Source organism: Caballeronia sp. GAFFF1, assembly GCF_023630705.1.
In the GTDB taxonomy this organism is placed as follows: domain Bacteria; phylum Pseudomonadota; class Gammaproteobacteria; order Burkholderiales; family Burkholderiaceae; genus Caballeronia.
On record NZ_JALQEM010000006.1, the window covers coordinates 70,843 to 90,621 of the forward strand.

Sequence of the window (19,779 nt, forward strand, 5' to 3'; positions counted from 1 at the left end):
CGCCGTGTTGCTTCAGAACTCGACGACGACGAAATCTTCCTTGCCGACGTCGCATTCCGGGCAGCGCCAGCTAGCGGGAATATCGGCGAAACGCGTGCCCGGCGCGATGCCTTGACCCGGCAGGCCGTCCTGCTCGTTGTAGACCCAGCCGCAAATCAGGCATACCCAGCTTTTGTATTCGATGACTTCGCTCACGACAGACTCTTGATTCAAATGGAAAAGGGCCGTGCAAGCCCGAGAATAGGGCTCGGGAAACGGCGAGCCGGCATCTTACCCGAAGCGCCGTCGCAAAAACGCGCGTCGATGCGGTTGGCCGAAAGGCAGGTGTATGCTGAGTCGCCGTTGCTGCCTGAAGCGACGCTCGCTCCACCAATAAGGAGAAGACCATGCTGAACAAGACCGTATTAGCCGGCGCCATCGTCGTTGCGGCGGCCTTCGCGGGCCACGCGCACGCGCAGTCGCGCGTGTACTTCATCGAGCCGAAAGACGGCGCCACCGTCACGAGCCCTGTCCATGTGAAGTTCGGCGTCGAGGGCATGACGCTCGCGCCGGCCGGCACGATGACGGAAGGCACGGGGCATCATCATCTGCTGATCGACAGCGGCCCGCTGCCCAAAGGAACCGTGATCCCGGCGAGCGAGACGTCGCTGCATTACGGCAAGGCGCAGACCGAAGCCGACGTGAAGCTGCCGCCCGGCGACCACACGCTGACGATGCAGCTCGGCGACGGCGCGCATCGCTCGTACGGGCCGGAGATGGCGCAGACGATCAAGGTCCACGTCAAGTAGGCCCGACGGCAGACGGGCGCGCGCCACGGCCCGCGCGCCCTTGTCCCTTCGGCCGATGCGACCTTCGGGGCGAGGGAACATCGGTACAATGACCGCTTCCTCGGTATCGCCTTCGTTCGCATTCATCCCCATGTCGCTTTATTCCATCACGGACGCACAACTCGCGTTCGGCCACGTCGCGTTGCTGGATCACGCCGACTTCTCGCTCGAAGCGGGCGAACGTGTCGGGCTGATCGGCCGCAACGGCGCGGGCAAGTCGTCACTGCTCAAGATCGTCGCGGGACTCGCCGCGCCCGACGACGGGCTCGTCACGCGCCAGAGCGAACTCACGACCGTCTATGTGCCGCAGGAGCCGGAATTCGATCTGGACGCATCCGTGTTCGATGTCGTCGCCTCCGGCCTCGTCGATGCGCGCACGCTGCTCGACGAATACGATGCCGTCGCGCACCGGCTCGCGGACACGCCTGAAGGCGCGGAGCACGACGCGTTGCTCGCGCGCATGAACACGCTGCAATCGGCGCTCGATACGCGCGATGCCTGGAACTGGCGCACGCGCGTCGCAACCACGCTCGCGCAGATCGGCCTCGACGGCGAGGCCCGCGCGGGTTCGCTTTCCGGCGGCATGCGAAAGCGCGTCGCGCTGGCGCGGGCGCTCGTGGTGCAGCCGGACGTGTTGCTGCTGGACGAGCCGACCAACCATCTGGACTTCGAAGGCATTCGCTGGCTCGAAGAACTGCTCGTCACGCTGCGCACGGGCCTGCTTTTCATCACGCACGACCGCGCGTTTCTGGATCGCGTGGCCACGCGCATCGTGGAACTGGATCGCGGGCGCCTGCTGTCGTATCCGGGCAACTTCAGCGCGTATCAGATTCGCAAGGCGCAGCAGCTCGAAGTCGAGCAAGTGGAGCAGGCCAAGTTCGACAAGCTGCTTGCGCAGGAAGAAGTGTGGATTCGCAAGGGCGTGGAGGCGCGGCGCACGCGCAGCGTCGGGCGCATTGCGCGGCTCGTCGAAATGCGCCAGGAACGCGCCGAACGGCGCAACGTGCAGGGCAATGTGAGGCTCGACGTCGGGCAGGGCGAGAAGTCCGGCAAGATCGTCGCGGAACTGACGGACGTGACGAAACGTTATGGCGCGCGCACCATCGTCGACAGCTTCACGGCCACGGTCATGCGCGGCGACAAGATCGGTCTCGTCGGGCCGAACGGCGCCGGCAAGACCACGCTGCTCAAGCTGATTCTCGGCGAGTTGCAGCCGGACGCAGGCCGCGTGCGCACCGGCACCAACATTCAAACCGCGTATTTCGATCAGATGCGCGCGCAGCTCGACCTCGACAAATCGCTAGCCGACACCATCAGTCCCGGCAGCGAATGGGTCGAAGTGAACGGCGTGAAAAAGCACGTCATGAGCTATCTCGGCGACTTCCTGTTCGCGCCCGAGCGGGCGCGCTCGCCGGTGCGGTCGCTCTCGGGCGGCGAGCGCAATCGCCTCTTGCTGGCGCGCCTTTTCGCGCGTCCGGCGAACGTGCTGGTGCTCGACGAGCCGACCAACGACCTCGATATTCCCACGCTCGAACTGCTCGAAGAACTGCTCGCGGACTACGACGGCACCGTGCTGCTCGTGAGCCACGACCGCGCGTTTCTCGACAACGTGGCGACGTCCGTGTTCGCGGCGGAAGGCGGCGGCAAGTGGCGCGAGTATGTCGGCGGCTTCTCGGACTGGCAGGTTCAGCGCGAACGTTCGGACCGCATCGCCGAGGAAGCCGCGCGGCAAAGCGCGAAGGAAGCGCCCAAGGAAGACGCGCCGAAGGAAAGCGCGGCGGGCCGCAACGCGCAGCGCACGGTCAAGCTCTCGTTCAAGGAACAGCGCGAACTGGAAGCGCTGCCCGCGCGCATCGCGGAACTGGAAGAGGAGCAGAAGCGCATCGGCGCGCAACTCGAAGACGGCTCCATTTTCGCCACGGACGCGAAAGAAGGCGCGCGCCTTTCTGAGCGACACGCGGCCATCGAAGAAGAATTGCTCGTCGCGCTGGAGCGCTGGGAAGAGCTCGAAGCGAAGCGCGGATAGGCCCCGTTTAGCGCGGTCGAGGTGGGCGCGGCGGGCGAAAACCGCTATTCTCCTAGCGCGGCCGGACAGGCGCACGGGGCAAAGGCCTTCGTGATGCCCATCCGGTGAGGCAATCTTGAGCATTCGATAAAGCATTTGCCGGCATCGCGGCGTCGTGCGGTGACCATTCCCGCGCGGGGTCGCAAGCCGGATCAACGTTCAACTATGTCCACGAAAAAATCCAGTGTGGCCCAAGCAGCCACCCAGAATCGCGCCGAGGGCGCCAGGCCGCGCGCCATGAGCGCGAAGGCGGCGGGCTACAGCGAAGCATCGATCAAGGTCCTGAAGGGCCTGGAGCCGGTCAAGCAGCGGCCCGGCATGTATACGCGCACCGAAAATCCGCTGCATATCGTTCAGGAAGTCATCGACAACGCGTCGGACGAAGCGCTCGGCGGCTACGGCAAGCAGATCACGGTGACGGTCCATGCGGACAACTCCGTTTCGGTGGAAGACGACGGCCGCGGCATTCCGTTCGGCCTGCATCCCGAAGAAGGCGTGCCGGTCGTCGAGATCGTGTTCACGCGGCTGCATGCGGGCGGCAAGTTCGACAAGGCCGCGGGCGGCGCGTACACGTTCTCGGGCGGACTGCACGGCGTCGGCGTGTCGGTGACGAACGCGCTCGCCACGCGCCTCGAAGTGACCGTCTGGCGCGACAACAAGGTCGCGCAGCTTGCGTTCGCCAATGGCGATGTCATCGAGCCGCTCACGACCCGTTCGCCCGAACGCGGCGAGAAGAAGAGCGGCACGCGCGTGCGCGCCTGGCCGAACGCCAAGTATTTCGATTCGCCCAATCTCCCGCTCGGCGAGTTGCAGCGCCTGTTGCGCTCCAAGGCCGTGCTGTTGCCGGGCGTGGAAGTAGTGCTCGTCATCGAGAAGACCGGCGAGCGTCAGACGTGGAAGTACGAAGACGGCCTGCGCGGCTATCTCCTCGAAGGCATGGGCGGCAGCGAACTGCTGATTCCGCTTTTCGAAGGCGAGCGTTACGCAGACAACTCGCGCACGACGGAAGAGACGTTCGCGGAAGGCGAAGGCGCGTCGTGGGTCGTCGCATGGAGCGAGGAAGGGCCGTTGCTGCGCGAATCGTACGTGAACCTGATTCCGACGCCCGCCGGCGGCACGCACGAATCCGGCTTGCGCGACGGGCTCTTCCAGGCGGTCAAGAACTTCGTCGAGATCCACAACCTCCAGCCGAAGGGCGTGAAGCTGCTCGCCGAAGACGTGTTCGCGCGCGTCTCGTTCGTGCTGTCGGCGAAGGTGCTCGACCCGCAGTTTCAGGGGCAAATCAAGGAGCGTCTCAATAGCCGCGACGCCGTGAAGCTCGTGTCGTCGTTCTCGCGGCCGGCGCTGGAGTTGTGGCTCAATCAGCACGTCGAATACGGCAGGAAGCTCGCCGAACTCGTCATTCGCCAGGCGCAGGCGCGCACCCGCGCCGGTCAGAAGGTCGAGAAGCGCAAGAGCTCGGGCGTGGCCGTGCTGCCGGGCAAGCTCACGGACTGCGAATCGACCGATATCACGCGCAACGAGCTTTTCCTCGTCGAGGGCGACTCGGCGGGCGGCTCCGCGAAAATGGGCCGCGACAAGGAGTTCCAAGCCATTCTGCCGTTGCGCGGCAAGGTGCTGAACACGTGGGAAACCGAGCGCGACCGGCTCTTCGCCAACAACGAAGTGCATGACATCGCAGTGGCCATCGGCGTCGATCCGCACGGTCCCGACGATCAGATCGACCTCTCGAACCTGCGCTACGGCAAGATCTGCATTCTGTCGGACGCGGACGTGGACGGCGCGCACATCCAAGTGCTGCTGCTCACGCTCTTCTTCAAACACTTCCCGCAACTGATCGAGCGCGGTCACGTGTGCGTCGCGCGTCCGCCGCTTTTTCGCGTCGATGCCCCCGCGCGTGGCAAGAAGCCCGCGCAGAAGCTCTACGCGCTCGACGAAGGCGAACTCGAGGCGATTCTCGACAAGCTGCGCAAGGACGGCGTGCGCGAAACGGCGTGGAGCATCAGCCGCTTCAAAGGTCTCGGCGAAATGAGCGCCGAGCAGCTTTGGGACACGACGATGAACCCCGACACACGGCGTCTCTTGCCGGTCCGCCTGGGCGATCTCGGCTTCGATCTCACCGTCTCGCGCATGACCATGCTGATGGGCAAGGGCGAAGCGGCGTCGCGCCGTAGCTGGCTCGAAGAGAAGGGCAACGAAGTGGAAGCGGACATCTGATGCCGGCTTCGGAACACGCATAACGGATATTCGATGGGAATCACTGACGATCTTTTCGCCGAACAGCAAGCGGCGCCCGACGGAGAACACCTGACGCTCGGCGACTACGCCGAACGCGCGTATCTGGACTACGCGGTGAGCGTGGTCAAGGGCCGCGCGCTGCCCGACGTCTCGGACGGGCAGAAGCCCGTGCAGCGCCGCATTCTCTACGCGATGAACGAGATGGGACTCGCGAGCACCGCGAAGCCCGTGAAGTCGGCGCGCGTCGTGGGCGACGTGCTCGGCAAGTATCACCCGCACGGCGACCAGTCCGCGTACGACGCGCTCGTGCGCCTCGCGCAGGACTTTTCGATGCGCTATCCGCTCATCGACGGTCAGGGCAACTTCGGCTCGCGCGACGGCGACGGCGCCGCGGCCATGCGATACACCGAAGCGCGCCTGACGCCGATCGCGCGCTTGCTGCTCGATGAAATCGATCAGGGCACGGTCGATTTCATGCCGAACTACGACGGCTCGTTCGAGGAGCCGAAGCTCCTGCCCGCGCGGCTGCCGTTCTTGTTGCTCAACGGCGCGTCGGGCATCGCGGTCGGTCTCGCGACGGAAGTGCCGTCGCACAATCTGCGCGAAGTCGCGCAAGCCGCCGTCGCGATGATTCGCGATCCGAAGCTCGATCACGCGGCCGTGATGGAAAAGCTCAACGGTCCGGACTTTCCCGGCGGCGGGCAGATCATCTCTTCGCAAGCCGAAATCTCGGCGGCCTACGAAACCGGGCGCGGCAGTCTCAAGGTGCGCGCGCGCTGGAAGATCGAAGACCTTGCGCGCGGACAGTGGCAGCTCGTCATCAATGAATTGCCGCCCAATACGTCGGGGCAGAAGGTGCTCGAGGAAATCGAGGAACTGACGAACCCGAAGATCAAGCTCGGCAAGAAGACGCTGACGCCGGATCAACTGCAAACCAAGCAAACGCTGCTGGCGCTGCTCGACACCGTGCGCGACGAGTCCGGCAAGGACGCGCCCGTGCGCCTCGTGTTCGAGCCGAAGTCGAGCCGCATCGACCAGACGGAGTTCGTCAACACGCTGCTCGCGCATACGAGCCTCGAATCGAACGCCGCGATCAATCTCGTGATGATCGGCGCGGACGGCCGGCCGAGGCAGAAGGGCATCGTCGAAATTCTGCATGAGTGGGTCGGGTTCCGGTTCGTTACCGTCACGCGCCGAACACAGCATCGCCTCGGCAAGGTGAACGACCGCATCCATATTCTCGAAGGGCGGATGATCGTCTTCCTGAATATCGACGAAGTCATTCGCATCATTCGCGAGGCCGAGGAGCCGAAGCAGGCGCTGATCGCGCGCTTCAATCTCTCCGATCGTCAGGCCGAGGACATTCTCGAAATCCGGCTGCGGCAACTCGCGCGGCTCGAAGCGATCAAGATCGAGCAGGAGCTCTCCGACTTGCGGGACGAGAAGAAGAAGCTCGAAGAACTGCTGAACAGCGACGCCGCGATGAAGCGCCTGCTCATCAAGGAAATCGAAGCCGACGCCAAGCAGTATGGCGACGACCGCCGCACGCTGATCCAGCAGGAAAAGCGCGCGACGTTCGAAGTGCGCGTCGTCGATGAGCCGGTGACGGTCGTCGTCTCCCAGAAGGGCTGGGTGCGCGCGCTGAAGGGCCACGGGCTCGATCCGGCGGGCTTCACGTTCAAGGCCGGCGACTCGCTGTACGCCGTGTTCCAGGCGCGCACGCCGGACACGCTCATCGCGTGGGGCAGCAACGGCCGCGTGTACTCCGTCCCGGTGGCGGCGCTGCCGGGCGGTCGCGGCGACGGCGTGCCGGTCACGTCGCTGATCGAACTCGAATCGGGCACGCATCTGCTGCATTACTTCGCAGCGTCGGCGGAGCAGCCGTTGTTGCTGGCGTCGAGCAACGGCTTCGGCTTCATCGCGAAGCTCGGCGACATGGTGAGCCGCAATAAGGCGGGCAAGTCGTTCATGACCATCGACGAAGGCGCGACGCCGCTCGCGCCGATGCCGGTGGGTCAGGGCGCGCTCTACGTCGCGTGTCTGTCGAATGCGGGCCGGCTGCTCGTCTTCGGCATGGACGAGATGAAGACGCTCTCGGGCGGCGGACGCGGCGTCACGCTGATGACGCTCGAGCCCAACGAAACGTTGCGTCAGGCGCTCGCCATCGACGCGCGTGGCGTCGTGCTGATCGGCGCGGGACGCGGCGGCAAGATCCGCGACGAGAAGCTCTCGGGCGCGCAACTGCAACAGCATCTCGGCAAGCGGGCGAGAAAGGGCCGCACGCCGGATACGTCGCTGAAGGTGACGGAAATGCGGCCGGTGTTCGAAGGCTGAGCTTGCGCCGAAGCGTGAGCAAGCTTTAACAGGCGCCTCGCTGGGAACATCGCAGCGAGGCGTTTTCTTTGGGCTTCGCGCCCGACGTTCCGGAACTGACGCGCCGCGCTTGAGTCGAACGGCCAAACTTCACTTACCTTCTGCCCTCGACACTCATGACTCATGCCATCGAAGCCGCGCTCTTTCTTCACTTGCTCGGCGTGGCCGTATGGATAGGCGGCATGGTCTTCGCGCACTTCTGCCTGCGCCCCGCGCTCGGCGACCTCGCGCCGCAACTGCGCCTGCCGCTCTGGGAAGCCGTATTCGCGCGCTTCTTCAATTGGGTCGCCGGCGCCGTGCTCGTGATCCTGATCACGGGCGGCTTTCTGCTCGCGCAATACGGCGGCGCGCATGCCGCATGGCCGCTTCACGCGATGGCCGGCTTGGGCATCGTGATGATGCTGATCTTCGGGCATATCCGCTTTGGCGTGTTTCCGCGCATCCGCCGCGCGGTGCAGGCGCAGAACTGGCCCGACGGCGCGCGGGCGGTCGGCACCGTTCGAAGGCTCGTCGTCGTCAATCTCGTGCTCGGCGTCGTCACGATCGGGACCGCCGTGCTATCGCGCGGCATCTGAGCGCGGCATCTAAGCGCGGCATCTAAGCGCACCGACCGATCAACTGCCGCGTTCGTCGCTCAACGCGGTGTTCGACGGCTCCTGGCCGAGCGTGCCGAGCCCGAGCGCGCCGCTTGCGAGCGCCCAGCCGCACACGCCGAAGCGGTCCAGAAGCGCCTGCACGCCGTCGGCGGGAACGGGCCGAGAGAACAGGAAGCCTTGCGCTTCGACCGGTCCGAGCGCCGCGAGCCAGGTGATCTGTTCCTCGCGCTCGGTGCCTTCGACCACCACGGTCAGCCCGAGCGAGCGGGCGAGATTGATGATCGCGGACACCATCACGCAGACGCTGCGGTCTTCGGGAATGGCCTGGATGAACGAGCGGTCCACCTTGAGCGTATCGACCGAAAAGCGGTTCAGATACGACAGCGACGAATAGCCGGTGCCGAAGTCGTCGAGCGCAATGCGCACGCCCAGACGCTTGAGCGCAACGATCTTCTCCTGCACCAGTTCCGGGTACTCGACCATCACGGTCTCGGTGATTTCGAGTTCGAGCTTGCCCGGCGGAATGCCGGACGCCTCGATCGCGCGGGCGACGGTTTCGAGCAAGTCGCCGCGCCAGAATTGCACCGCCGAGATGTTGACGGCGAGCGACAGGCCCGTGTAGCCGGCCCGCTGCCACTGCGCGAGTTGCGCGCAGGCCGTGTGAATCACGAAATCGCCGACCGCGACGATAAGCCCGGTCGATTCCGCCACCGGAATGAATTCGTTTGCCGGAATGAGCCCGTGCTGCGGATGGTTCCATCGCACGAGCGCCTCGAATCCGGTTATGCAGCGGCGGGCCAGATCAATCTTCGGCTGATAGACGAGGAACAACTGGCGCTCGGCGAGCGCCACGCGCAACTGCTGCTCCCACCTCATCAGATGGTCCGCGCGATGCGAGAGCTGCGGCGAATAGAACTGATAGCAGTTCTTGCCCGCGTCCTTCGCGCTGTACATCGCGAGGTCCGCCTTCTTCAGCAAGTCGATTTCGCTTTCGTTCGACACCGAATACAGCGCGATGCCGATGCTCGCGTGCAACACGAACGCGCTGCCGCGCACATCGAAGGGCGTCGCGAACATGGTCACGATGTCGTTGGCGAGTCCGACCGCGCGCTTCTCGACGTCGTCGCCCTTGACGATCACGACGAACTCGTCGCCGCCGATGCGCGCGAGCGTCCCGCCGTGGCCCACCGTTTCCGCGAGCCGCGACGCGGTCATTTGCAGCACGATATCGCCCGCGTTGTGGCCGAGCGTGTCGTTGACCGTCTTGAAGTTGTCGAGATCGATGAAGAGCAGCGCGAGCCGGCCGATGTTGTCCGTCTGCGCGACGTCGGCCCGCAACGCGCGCAGCGTCGAATAACGGTTGCGCAGCCCGGTCAACAGGTCGTATTCGACGAGATGCGTCATCTCGCGCTCGCGTCCGAGCAGCTTGCCGATCAAGCCTGTCGCGACGGCGAAAAATCCGAGCATCGCGAACGAAATAAAGCTCGCCATCAGCAGATAGACGTTGCGCGTGTGGTTGTAGTCCGCGAACTCCTCTCGCTTCGAGAGACCGACGAGCACGCCGAGCGGATAGCCGTCGATATGCCGGTACGAGACGATGCGCTTCACATGGTCGATCGGATCGACATAGATGCCCGATGCGTGGTCGGAAGTCGGATAGACGCCGCTTGCGCTGAACGCGGCGCGCGCGGAGCCTGACGCACCGCCCGCGTTGCGCGAGCCGCCTGCCGACGCCCCGTCGCGGGCCGGATTCTCCGCCAGCGTGCCGCTCGTGCTGCGCGCAAGCACGGAGCCGTTGTCCGACACCACGGCGATCACGCCTTCGCGGCCGATGGACGCGACGTTATAGAAGTCGCTCGTGAAGTAGGTCGGGTCTTCGGAAACGACGACCACGCCCGCGAACGAGCCATCGGGATGATTGAGCCGTCGCGTGATCTGGAGCGTCCACAGGTTCGAGACGCGCCCGCGCACCGGGCGGCTGATGTAGAGCAGATCGTCGTTTGCGTGCAGATGGACCTTGAAGTGCTCGCGGTCGGACAGGTCGATCGGCTTCGGATGCGGGTCCGACGTATTCGCGACCAGAATGCCGGTCTCGTCGATCAGCGAAACCTGCACGAGCGTGTCGCTTTGCACGACGCCTTTTTCGACCGTCGCGATCAGGTTGAAGTGGTCGGGCGCTTTCTCGTACTCGTATTTGACGAAGCGCGTGATCTGATCGACCTGATGAATCGCCTTGATCGTGTGTTGTTCGAGCGCGGACGAGAGGATCGCGGCGGAGGCCATCGATTCGTGCGTGGTGGCGTCGCGTTCCACCGAAAGCCGGGCGAAGATCACCGCCCACAGCAGCACCAGCAGCAGGCTGCCGAGCACCGGGATCGCCAGCAGCGCGCGACGCCGGCGTGCCGACGGGGCGTTGACGCGCGAATCGCTCGCCGCGTGGGAGCGCGTACGCTTCATGGAGTGCCCGGCGCGGCCCTGCCGCGAAGCGCGCGCCATGCGACAAAGCGCGCGTGGTGGAAGTGGCGATGCATGTCTCGAGACGTTCGGCCAAAGCCGTTCAATATACCGCTAGACGAGCTTTGGCCGCCTGAAGGCGACCGTTTAACCGTTTGCGTGATGACGAAGCGGGCGTCCGCGCTGCGCTTACCGCCTCGCCGCGCGACGCGGGACCGGATTGCGCGCCTTTCTTCCGGCCCCGAATGGTCAGATAGTACTGAAGCCGCAGCGATTAAGAAAGCAAAAGCGTGGCCGCTCGGGGTTTACGGCTAGCCGCGCGCAGGTCATTGTTTCAAAAGCGGATTGTCCCTTCGATGACTGTCACGGAGTCGCCACCGATCCACACCTGCGAGCCGTCCGGGCCGTCGTCGTAGATGACGGTCACGCGGCCGTCACGATCGAGCGCCGTGCCCTGGCGCACGGTATAGGCGTCGCCCGGCCGCCTGCCTTGGCGCGTCAGCAACATGGCGAGCGCTGCGTTCGCGCTGCCCGTCACCGGATCTTCGACGTTCTCCGCGCCGAGCAGCAGCGCGCGCAACTCGAAGGTCGCCGGCACGCCGTTCTCATGCGGGCCATAGACCACGAGCCCATGCGTGCCGACTTCCGCGACGAGCGCCGTCAGTGCCTGCCTTGCCTCGCCGCGAAGCGACATCGCGAGGCTTTGCGCCGCGTCGCGCAGACGCACGATGAGCCACGGCGCGCCGTTGTCGACAGCGCACGGCGGCGCGCTGAAGTCGATCTCGACGGGCGCGAGCGCGGCGGCGAGACGTTGGCGCTGCGCTTCATCGAGCTCGGCCATGCGCGCGGGCGGCGCGGCGAACGCCCAGCATCCGTCATCGCGCTCGCGCAACGTCACCAGCCCGACGCCGCATTCCTGCACGAGCGTCCCCGGTTTTTTCGGCGCGTAGCCGCTCGAACGCAGCGCGTGCGCGGTGCCGAGCGTCGGATGGCCGGCGAACGGAAGCTCGGTCGCCGTCGTGAAGATGCGCACGCGGTAGTCGGCGCGCGGATCGGTCGGCCGCAGGAGAAACGCGGTTTCCGAGAGATTGGTCCAGCGCGCGATGGCCTGCATGCGCTCGGTGGAAAGATCGTCAGCGTCGAAGACCACCGCGAGCGGGTTGCCTTTGAACGCGACGGATGTGAAGACATCGACCTGACTGAAGCGCACGGTGCGGGCGGACATGATTTGAAAGGCAAAGGGTGATAAAAAACCCGACGCGCTCGCGCGGTCGGGTTTGCAGTAGCGGCAAAGCCGTTGCGATCAGCCGACTTCGGCGATCAGCTCGATCTCGACGCACGCGCCGAGCGGAATCTGCGCGACGCCGAAGGCCGAGCGCGCGTGCTTGCCAGCCTCGCCGAACACGTCCGCGATGAGTTCCGACGCGCCGTTCGTCACGATGTGCTGCTCGGTAAACTCGAAAGTCGAGTTCACGAGGCTCATCACCTTGACGATGCGCTTCACGCGGGAAAGATCGCCCGTGTGCGCGTGCAGCGTCGCGATCAGGTCGATGGCGACATTGCGCGCGGCCGCCTTGCCTTCTTCGGTGGTGAGCGTGTCGCCGAGCTTGCCGACGTACGGCTTGCCGTCCTTCTTCGCGATATGGCCCGACAGATAGACGGTGTTGCCGCTTTGCGCGCTCATCACGTAAGCGGCGGCCGGCGCGCCCGCGCTAGGCAGGTCGATGCCGAGTTCCTTCAGCTTGTCGTACACGTTGGATGCCATCGTTGCTCCTGTTCAAGAGTGAAGGGCGCCCGGCGCCCGTGAATCCCGTCAGATGCTCGCGCGAATCAACGCGCCCAGCTTCGCGACGCCTTCGTCGATCGTCGCGGGCGGGACCGTGACGAACGAGAGGCGCATCGTATTGTGTTCCGCCTGATTCGCGAAGAACGGACCGCCCGGCACGAAGGCCACGTTCTGCGCGATGGACTGTTCCAGCAGCTTCATCGAATCGATGTGCTTCGGCAGTTTCACCCACACGAACATGCCGCCTTCCGGCCGGTTCCATTCGACTCCCGCCGGCATGTGGCGTTCCAGCGCGGCGAGCATCGCGGCGCATTGATCGCGATACAGCGCGCGGATGGTCGGCACGTGGGTATCGAGAAAGCCGTTCTTGACGACTTCGTACACGATGCGCTGCGTGAGGCTCGGCGTGTGCAGGTCGGTGGCCTGCTTCGACTGCACGAGCTTGAAGTGCAATTCCTCGGGCGCGATGATGTAGCCCACGCGCAGGCCCGGCGCGAGCACCTTCGAGAACGAGCCGAGATGAACGATGTGGTCGGGCGCCATCGAGAGCAGTGTCGGCAGCGGCGCGCCGGCGTAGTCGAGCGCGCCGTACGGATCGTCTTCGATCACGGGGAACGCGGCTTTCTGCGCGAACGCCGCGAGCGCGCGGCGGCGTGCGAGCGGCAGGCGGCGGCCGGTCGGGTTCTGGAAATTCGGCTGCGCGTACAAAAGGCGCGCATTCGCGACGAGCGCGGCATCGAGACCTTCGGGAATCAGGCCGGACTCGTCGGTCGGCACCTGCACGTAGTTCGGCTCGAATAGCGAGAAGGATTGCAGCGCGCCCAGATACGTCGGCGTTTCGACGAGCACGCGGCTGCCCGGATCGATCAGCACCTTGCCGAGCAGGTCGAGCGCCTGCTGCGAGCCGGTCGTGATGAGCACCTGCGTCGGGCGGATAATCACGCCGTTCACCGAATAGCGTGCGGCCACCCATTCGCGCAGCGGCATGAAGCCTTCAGTCGCGCTGTACTGCAACGCCGCCGACGGCTGATCGCGCAGGATGCGCTCCGATGCTTCGCGCATCTCTTCGACGGGAAACGTGGCCGGCGAGGGCAGTCCGCCCGCGAAGGAAATGACTTCGGGCCGCTCCGTCACCTTGAGGATTTCGCGAATCGCCGAACTGGTGAGCTTGCGGGCGCGTTCGGAGAGTTGCCACGGCGTGGCGCGGAGGTCGGCTTGATTCATGAATGTCTCGGTTGTCTCGGGTTTGATTGTCGTGTCGGCTGTCGTGTTGGCGGTGCTGGCGTGGACGAGAAAGACGCGCAAACCGCGATTATCGCCCGCGTGGGTTATTTTGCGTGGCCGGGATGCGCGGCCACGGCCGTCGTGCCTTGTGCCGCGCCCGTTGCCGCGCTCTTCGCCGCGAGCGGCGCGGCGCGCACGGCGGTCTTGCGGCCGATCACCACGGTGACGATCACCGCGGCCGCGTAGAGCCACGTCGATGCGCTCACGTGCTCGCGGAAGAAGAGCGCGGAGAACGCCATCGTGAAGAAGATCTGCAGCAGTTGCACCTGTCCGACGCGCGCGATGCCGCCCATCGCGAGTCCGGCGTACCACGCGAAAAAGCCGATGAACTGCGAAAAGAGCGTGACGTAGCCGAACGCGAGCCACGTGCGCAGCGCGAGCGGCTCCGGGTGCGCGGCATGATGCGCCCACGCGAGCCAGCCCACCGGCAGCAGCAGGAACGGCGCGGACAGCACGAGCGCCCAGCAGATGACCTGCCAGCCGCCCATCTGACGCGCGAGCCGCGCGCCTTCCGCGTAGCCGAGCGCGCCGATGCCGACCGCGACGAGCATCAGGAGATCGCCCGCCTGCAAGCCGCCGCCGCCCGCCTGGAGCGCAAACGCGACGACGATCGCGCTGCCGGCCACGGCGCTCGCCCAGAACGCCTTCGACGGCCGTTCGTGCGACAACCACGCCGCGTAAATGGCGACGCAGAGCGGCTGCAAGCCGTTGACCACCGCGCCGTGCGACGCGGGCACGGTCTTCATCGCCCAGGCGGAGAACACGGGGAACGCGATGATGACGCCCAGCGAAACAACCGCGAGGCTCTTGATTTGCGGCCAGGTCGGGCGTTTCTCGCGCCGCCACGCGAGCAGGAGCGCCGCCGGAATCGCCGCGACGAGCGCGCGCCCGAGGCCGTTCAGGAGCGGATGCACTTCCTGCACGACAATGCGCGTCATCGGCAGCGTCAGGCTGAAGATGACGACGCCGATCAGGCCGAGCAGCATGCCTTCGGTTTCGCGGGTTCTCATCGTGGGGCGTCTCCTTTCTTATGCGTCAGTCGGGTGTATCGAGTGTTTCGGGTGAAAGCGGAAGTTCGGGCTGCGGCGCAGCTTCGTCCGCTTTGCGATTTTTCACGCGGCGGCGCTTGTTCGACGCCTGCTGCGCTTCTTCCTGCGCGCGCCGGGCCGCATTTGACGATTCGGCGGTTTCGCCCAGCGTCACGACGGAGCCGTCCGGCAACTCGAATTCGGCGACGAGCGCGGGCGCGCCCGCCGTCGCCTCGACGCGCATCAGATGCGCCGCGCCGAGCCACGCGAGCTGCTCCGCGACCGCCTCCGCGTTCGGGTGATAGCCCGTCAGCGAGCGCAGCAGGATGCCGGTTTCCGGCAGCGCGCCGCTCGGATGGCGCGGCGTGTCCCACTGGATCAGCGAGGGCAGCACGCCGTCTCCGGCGCCTTGCCACGCGGGGAACGCGCCGTCGTCGGGGACGGTTAGGCCCCACGTATTGCCGCCGCGCGACATCGCGATGACCGGCGGGATGCGTTGCGGATACTGCTCGCGCCAGCGCGCGAGCGACTTCGGACGCTCGACGCGCGCGACCCAGTGCACGAGCTGCGGGCCGCTGGCGAGGCGCGCCTGCATCGCCGGATCGTCGAGCGCGAAAAGGCGTGCGCGCGGCGCCTCGCGTGCCGGCGCGGCCGGATCGACGGCGATCACTTCGAGATACGCGCCGCCCCACAAATTAAGAAGCCGGTTGTGCGTGCGCATCTGCGCGTGCGCGCCGCCCGGCGCCGTCTCCACGCCGAACTTCGCGGCGACGAACCGCGCGCCTTCTTCGAGCGTGCGCGCGGCGATCACGAGATGGTCGAGTTTCAGCGGATGAGCGGTCATGACTTGCGTGAGGCGGTAATCGGGGGCGGATAGCATAACCGCTGATGCTGGCCTGTCGGGCGTCCGTACCGGTCGCCGGAAAGGAAAATGTAGCGGTAATCACCAGAACAGTAACGGTACAATCGGCCTGATCCCATTCGGTACAGTTTTCGCTCAATCGTCCGCCCCCGTCCGCCGAGGTCCGCATGTCCGTTCCGCTCGACCAGATTCCCGCGCCGCACGACGCCCAGCAGCTGACGCTCGTCGATCAGCTCGTGCAGTGGGGCCGACGCCGCATCGACGAGCGCGTGTTCCGGCCCGGCATGCGCATGCCGTCGATCCGCAAGCTCGCGATCGACAAGGGCGTGTCGCGTTTCACGGTGGTCGAAGCGTACGAGCGGCTCGTCGCGCACGGCTATCTGGATTCGCGGCGCGGCTCGGGCTTCTACGTGCGCGATCGCATCACGCCGTCTGCGCCGGGGGCGCTGGCTACGTCGCAGCGAGAGCCGGTGCAGAGCACCATCGACGTCGTCTGGCTTCTGCGCAACATGCTGCACACCGCGAGTCCCGAAAAGGGGCCGGGCCTGGGCTATCTGCCGTCGCGCTGGCTCGACGGCGAACTCATCACCAACGCGCTGCGCTCCATGAGCCGTCTCGCCGGCGCGCAAATGCTCGGCCTCGGCACGCCGCAGGGCTTTCTCCCGCTGCGCCAGCAGTTGCAGACGCGGCTCGCGGAACTGGAGATCGGCGCGTCCGAGCAGCAGATCGTGCTGACATCGGGCATCACGCAGGCCATCGACCTGATCGCGCGCATCTACGTGAAGCCGGGCGATGCGGTGATCGTCGGCGATCCCGCGTGGTTCCAGATGTTCGGCCGCTTCGCGTCGCAGGGCGCGCGGCTCGTCGGCATGCCCTACACGCCCGACGGTCCGGATCTGAACGCGCTGGAGACGCTCGTCGCGACGTGGCGGCCGAAGATGCTCATCGTCAATTCGGTACTGCACAATCCGACCGGCACGTCGCTGACGGCGGCGCAGGCGTTTCGCATCCTTCAGCTGGCGCAGGAATACGACTTCATCGTCGTCGAGGACGATGTCTACGGCGACCTCTGCCCGACGGGCTTCGCCGCCACGCGTCTCGCATCGCTCGATCAACTGAAGCACGTGATCTTTCTCGGCAGCTTCTCGAAGACGCTCGCCGCGAATCTGCGCGTCGGCTACGTCGCGGCGTCGGTGGACGTGGCCAACGCGCTCGCCGACCAGAAGATGCTCGTCGGCATGACGAGTCCGGAGCTGAACGAACGCGTCGTCTACAAGATTCTGACCGAGGGCCACTACCGGCGCCACGTCGAGCGGCTGCGGACACGGCTCGATACCGTTCGCGACAAGACCGCGCGCATGCTGGAAAGCACCGGCCTGCGGCTCTTCACGACGCCCGAGGCGGGCATGTTCCTGTGGGCGGACGCGGGCGTCGATTCGGATGGCCTGGCGGCGGCGGGTCACGAAGCCGGCTTTCTGATGACGCCCGGCAGCCTCTTTTCGCCGCAGCAGTCGCCGACCACATGGATGCGCTTCAACGTCGCCAATTGCGGCGACCCGGCGCTGCCTGCGCTGATCGCGGGCCATCTGGAGAAAGTCGCGCGGCGCTCGGCCTAGCGGCGGCCTGGCAAATGGCGTCGTAAGGACGGCGCGTCGATGAAATCTGCGAGCACCGTTTCGTAACGCGCGAGCGCATCGGGTGCGCGCCGGTAGCGGTGTTCGTAGAGCGCGCCGGACGCGTCGCAGAACTTCAGCGCAAAGTAGTCGGCGAGCAGATTGCCTTGCGCTTCCATGTTGTAGTCGGACAGGCGCTTCTCCGCTCCGAGCGCATACCCGTAGCCGAGCCCGATGCGAATCGCGCCGCGCAGGCGCACCCAATACCCGAGCTGGAACTGCCACACGTGCGTCATCTCGTGGATGAACCACATCTGATCGCCGATGCCGCACGCCGAGAAGTCGTCGCGATGGCACGCGCGCGGGAAATAGAGGCTGCCGTTCGGCGCCATTGCGGTATGCGGCGGCTGCAAGCCGAAGGGCAGATACGCCCGCGCGTGCACGCGGACCGTCGAATAGTCGATCGCATCGCGGAAAACGAGGCGCGCCATTGCGATCTCGCCGGGCGTGAGCGGGCGGGGGCGGCGGTCGGGCGTGAACGGCGAGCGCATGTCGTTCGGCGATTGTGGAAATGGCGGACGCGCATCATATCGAAAGCCACGCTCAGGCTCTTGAAACCGCGCTGGCCGCCCTCATATCGGACGAATTCGCCGGGCGGCGCGCCGAAAGCCGGCCGCATTGCCCGGCGGCCCGACAGCATCTGACGACATCAACCAGAGGACCCGACCATGGCGCAAGAAACCATGAGCTTTCAGGCGGAAGTGAAGCAGCTTCTGCACCTGATGATCCATTCGCTGTACAGCAACAAGGAAATTTTCCTGCGCGAGCTCATCTCGAACGCATCGGACGCGGCGGACAAGCTGCGCTTCGAAGCTATCGAAAACAGCGCGCTGTACGAGAACGATCCTGATCTGCGCATCCGCGTTTCGTTCGATAAAGCCGCGCGCACCGTCACCATCGACGACAACGGCATCGGCATGAGCCGCGACGAAGCCATTTCGCATCTGGGCACCATTGCGCGGTCCGGCACCAAGGAATTTTTCTCGAAGCTCTCCGGCGACCAGCAAAAGGACGCCGCGCTCATCGGCCAGTTCGGCGTGGGCTTCTATTCTGGCTTCATCGTCGCGGACAAGATCACGGTCGAAACGCGCCGCGCCGGGCTGCCGGCGAGCCAGGGCGTGCGCTGGACGAGCGCGGGCGAGGGCGACTTCGAAGTCGAGGACATCGAGCGCGCGCAACGCGGCACCACCATCACGCTGCATCTGCGTGCCGACGAGGATGATTTGCTGTCGTCGCATCGCCTGAAGTCGATCATCCAGAAGTACTCGGATCACGTTGCGCTGCCCATTCTGATGAAGAAGGAAGAATGGGACGCCGAGAAGAGCGAGATGGTCGTGAAGGACGAGGACGAGACCGTCAATCAGGCAAGCGCGCTCTGGACGCGCCCGAAGAGCGAGATCACCGACGAGCAGTACAAACAGTTCTTTCAGCACATTTCGCACGATCACGACGATCCGCTCGCGTGGACCCACAACCGCGTCGAAGGCCGCAGCGAGTACACGCAACTGCTGTATGTGCCCAAGCACGCGCCGTTCGATCTCTGGAACCGCGAGCATCGCGGCGGCCTGAAGCTCTATGTGAAGCGCGTGTTCATCATGGACGACGCCGAGCAACTGCTGCCCGCGTATCTGCGCTTCGTGAAGGGCGTGGTCGATTCGGCCGATCTGCCGCTCAACGTCTCGCGTGAAATCCTGCAGGAAAGCCGCGACGTGAAGGCGATCCGCGAAGGCGTGACCAAGCGCGTGCTTTCGATGCTCGAAGAGATAGCGACGTCTTCGGCCGAAGCAACGGAAGACGCCGATAAGGGAAAGTACGCGACGTTCTGGCGTGAGTTCGGCCAGGTGCTGAAGGAAGGCATCGGCGAGGACTTCGGCAATCGCGAGCGCATCGCGAAGCTGGTGCGCTTTGCATCGACGCAGAACGACAGCGACGTGCAGAACGTGTCGCTCGCCGATTACGTCGCGCGCATGAAGCCCGAGCAGACGAAGATCTATTACGTGACCGCCGACAACTGGCAGGCTGCGAAGAACAGCCCGCACCTCGAAGTGTTCCGCAAGAAGGGCGTCGAGGTGTTGCTGCTGACGGATCGCGTCGACGAATGGATGCTTTCGTTCCTGAACGAGTTCGACGGCAAGCCGCTTGCGAGCGTGGCGCGCGGCGACCTCGATCTCGGCGCGCTGAACGACGAAGAAAAGCAGCAGCAGGAAAAAGTCGGCGAGGAAATGAAGCCGCTCGTCGAGAAGATGAAAGAGGCGCTCGAAGGCAAGGCGAAGGACGTGCGTCTCACGTTCCGCCTGACCGATTCGCCGAGCTGCCTTGTCGCGGACGAAGGCGACATGAGCGGCTATCTCCAGCGCATGCTGAAGGCAGCGGGGCAGAAGGCGCCGCAAGCGGAGCCGATTCTCGAAGTGAATCCGGACCATCCGCTCGTAAAGGCGCTGAATGCCGAGAACGCGAATTTCGCGGACTGGTGCCATCTGCTTTTCGATCAGGCGCTTCTGGCCGAAGGCGGCATGCTGGAGGATCCGGCGAGCTTCGTGAAGCGGACGAACGCGTTGTTGCTCGCGCGTTAAGCCGCACTGAACCGCGCATG

Annotated in this window: 14 protein-coding genes and 1 pseudogene; 7 read left to right on the plus strand and 8 right to left on the minus strand. The window is 65.4% G+C overall.

Features of this window, described 5'->3' with window-relative positions; all coding sequences use genetic code 11:
* Positions 1–12: 12 nt before the first annotated feature.
* Positions 13–195: a rubredoxin gene (locus NCR37_RS04220; protein ID WP_159835653.1), complete on the minus strand. Its 183-nt coding sequence runs from the start codon at positions 193–195 to the stop codon at positions 13–15.
* Between the two features lie 191 nt (positions 196–386).
* On the opposite strand from NCR37_RS04220, the gene NCR37_RS04225 reads away from it, so the two are divergent.
* The 5 genes from NCR37_RS04225 (at position 387) to NCR37_RS04245 (ending at position 8,078) form a co-directional block, all read left to right on the plus strand.
* Positions 387–788 (plus strand): DUF4399 domain-containing protein, encoded by a 402-nt coding sequence (locus NCR37_RS04225; RefSeq protein WP_250471909.1) that lies wholly within the window; start codon positions 387–389, stop codon positions 786–788.
* Positions 789–918: 130 nt separating this feature from the next.
* The gene (locus NCR37_RS04230) at positions 919–2,853 is read left to right on the plus strand and encodes an ATP-binding cassette domain-containing protein (protein ID WP_250471941.1); all 1,935 of its coding nucleotides are present in this window, start codon (positions 919–921) and stop codon (positions 2,851–2,853) included.
* Positions 2,854–3,129: 276 nt separating this feature from the next.
* On the plus strand, positions 3,130–5,109 hold the full coding sequence (locus tag NCR37_RS04235; RefSeq protein ID WP_250471910.1) for a DNA topoisomerase IV subunit B: 1,980 nt from the start codon (positions 3,130–3,132) through the stop codon (positions 5,107–5,109).
* Between the two features lie 33 nt (positions 5,110–5,142).
* Positions 5,143–7,464 (plus strand): DNA topoisomerase IV subunit A, encoded by a 2,322-nt coding sequence (gene parC / locus NCR37_RS04240; protein WP_250471911.1) that lies wholly within the window; start codon positions 5,143–5,145, stop codon positions 7,462–7,464.
* A gap of 155 nt (positions 7,465–7,619) precedes the next feature.
* Positions 7,620–8,078 (plus strand): CopD family protein, encoded by a 459-nt coding sequence (locus tag NCR37_RS04245; protein WP_250471912.1) that lies wholly within the window; start codon positions 7,620–7,622, stop codon positions 8,076–8,078.
* 39 nt (positions 8,079–8,117) lie between these two features.
* Here the strand turns inward: NCR37_RS04245 and NCR37_RS04250 are convergent, their stop codons facing one another.
* From NCR37_RS04250 to NCR37_RS04275, 6 genes and pseudogenes are all read right to left on the minus strand, one after another.
* A complete protein-coding gene (locus NCR37_RS04250) occupies positions 8,118–10,556 on the minus strand; it encodes a bifunctional diguanylate cyclase/phosphodiesterase (protein ID WP_250471913.1) in 2,439 nt (812 codons plus the stop codon).
* Positions 10,557–10,887: 331 nt separating this feature from the next.
* Positions 10,888–11,778, minus strand: a complete 891-nt coding sequence (locus tag NCR37_RS04255) for a PhzF family phenazine biosynthesis protein (protein WP_250471914.1) — start codon at positions 11,776–11,778, stop codon at positions 10,888–10,890.
* Positions 11,779–11,856: 78 nt separating this feature from the next.
* Positions 11,857–12,318, minus strand: a complete 462-nt coding sequence (locus tag NCR37_RS04260; protein ID WP_250471915.1) for a RidA family protein — start codon at positions 12,316–12,318, stop codon at positions 11,857–11,859.
* 48 nt (positions 12,319–12,366) lie between these two features.
* Complete coding sequence (locus NCR37_RS04265) at positions 12,367–13,563, minus strand: aminotransferase-like domain-containing protein (RefSeq protein ID WP_250471916.1); 1,197 nt, start codon at positions 13,561–13,563, stop codon at positions 12,367–12,369.
* Positions 13,564–13,667: 104 nt separating this feature from the next.
* The gene (locus NCR37_RS04270; RefSeq protein WP_250471917.1) at positions 13,668–14,633 is read right to left on the minus strand and encodes a DMT family transporter; all 966 of its coding nucleotides are present in this window, start codon (positions 14,631–14,633) and stop codon (positions 13,668–13,670) included.
* A gap of 199 nt (positions 14,634–14,832) precedes the next feature.
* Positions 14,833–15,495: pseudogene (locus NCR37_RS04275) on the minus strand (VOC family protein); the annotation flags it as partial.
* A 185-nt stretch (positions 15,496–15,680) separates the two neighbouring features.
* Between NCR37_RS04275 and NCR37_RS04280 the strand changes: the two are divergent.
* Positions 15,681–17,129, plus strand: a complete 1,449-nt coding sequence (locus tag NCR37_RS04280; RefSeq protein WP_250471918.1) for an aminotransferase-like domain-containing protein — start codon at positions 15,681–15,683, stop codon at positions 17,127–17,129.
* Here the strand turns inward: NCR37_RS04280 and NCR37_RS04285 are convergent.
* Positions 17,126–17,677 carry a Rhs element Vgr protein gene (locus NCR37_RS04285; protein WP_250471919.1) on the minus strand — a complete coding sequence of 184 codons (552 nt, stop codon included), beginning with the start codon at positions 17,675–17,677 and terminating at the stop codon, positions 17,126–17,128. The genes NCR37_RS04280 and NCR37_RS04285 overlap by 4 nt on opposite strands.
* 177 nt (positions 17,678–17,854) lie before the next feature.
* Here NCR37_RS04285 and htpG point away from each other — a divergent pair, with 177 nt between their 5' ends.
* The gene (gene htpG, locus NCR37_RS04290) at positions 17,855–19,759 is read left to right on the plus strand and encodes a molecular chaperone HtpG (RefSeq protein ID WP_250471920.1); all 1,905 of its coding nucleotides are present in this window, start codon (positions 17,855–17,857) and stop codon (positions 19,757–19,759) included.
* Positions 19,760–19,779 lie beyond the last annotated feature (20 nt).

Bases quoted from the DNA above. Each gene is read 5' to 3' on its own strand.
- NCR37_RS04260 (WP_250471915.1), bottom strand. From the start codon at position 12,318: ATGGCATCCAACGTGTACGACAAGCTGAAGGAACTCGGCATCGACCTG.
- NCR37_RS04255 (WP_250471914.1), bottom strand. From the start codon at position 11,778: ATGTCCGCCCGCACCGTGCGCTTCAGTCAGGTCGATGTCTTCACATCC.
- NCR37_RS04280 (WP_250471918.1), top strand. From the start codon at position 15,681: ATGTCCGTTCCGCTCGACCAGATTCCCGCGCCGCACGACGCCCAGCAG.
- NCR37_RS04265 (WP_250471916.1), bottom strand. From the start codon at position 13,563: ATGAATCAAGCCGACCTCCGCGCCACGCCGTGGCAACTCTCCGAACGC.
- NCR37_RS04230 (WP_250471941.1), top strand. From the start codon at position 919: ATGTCGCTTTATTCCATCACGGACGCACAACTCGCGTTCGGCCACGTC.
- NCR37_RS04235 (WP_250471910.1), top strand. From the start codon at position 3,130: ATGAGCGCGAAGGCGGCGGGCTACAGCGAAGCATCGATCAAGGTCCTG.
- NCR37_RS04225 (WP_250471909.1), top strand. From the start codon at position 387: ATGCTGAACAAGACCGTATTAGCCGGCGCCATCGTCGTTGCGGCGGCC.
- NCR37_RS04245 (WP_250471912.1), top strand. From the start codon at position 7,620: ATGACTCATGCCATCGAAGCCGCGCTCTTTCTTCACTTGCTCGGCGTG.
- NCR37_RS04285 (WP_250471919.1), bottom strand. From the start codon at position 17,677: ATGCGCTCGCCGTTCACGCCCGACCGCCGCCCCCGCCCGCTCACGCCC.
- htpG (WP_250471920.1), top strand. From the start codon at position 17,855: ATGGCGCAAGAAACCATGAGCTTTCAGGCGGAAGTGAAGCAGCTTCTG.
- NCR37_RS04250 (WP_250471913.1), bottom strand. From the start codon at position 10,556: ATGAAGCGTACGCGCTCCCACGCGGCGAGCGATTCGCGCGTCAACGCC.
- parC (WP_250471911.1), top strand. From the start codon at position 5,143: ATGGGAATCACTGACGATCTTTTCGCCGAACAGCAAGCGGCGCCCGAC.
- NCR37_RS04270 (WP_250471917.1), bottom strand. From the start codon at position 14,633: ATGAGAACCCGCGAAACCGAAGGCATGCTGCTCGGCCTGATCGGCGTC.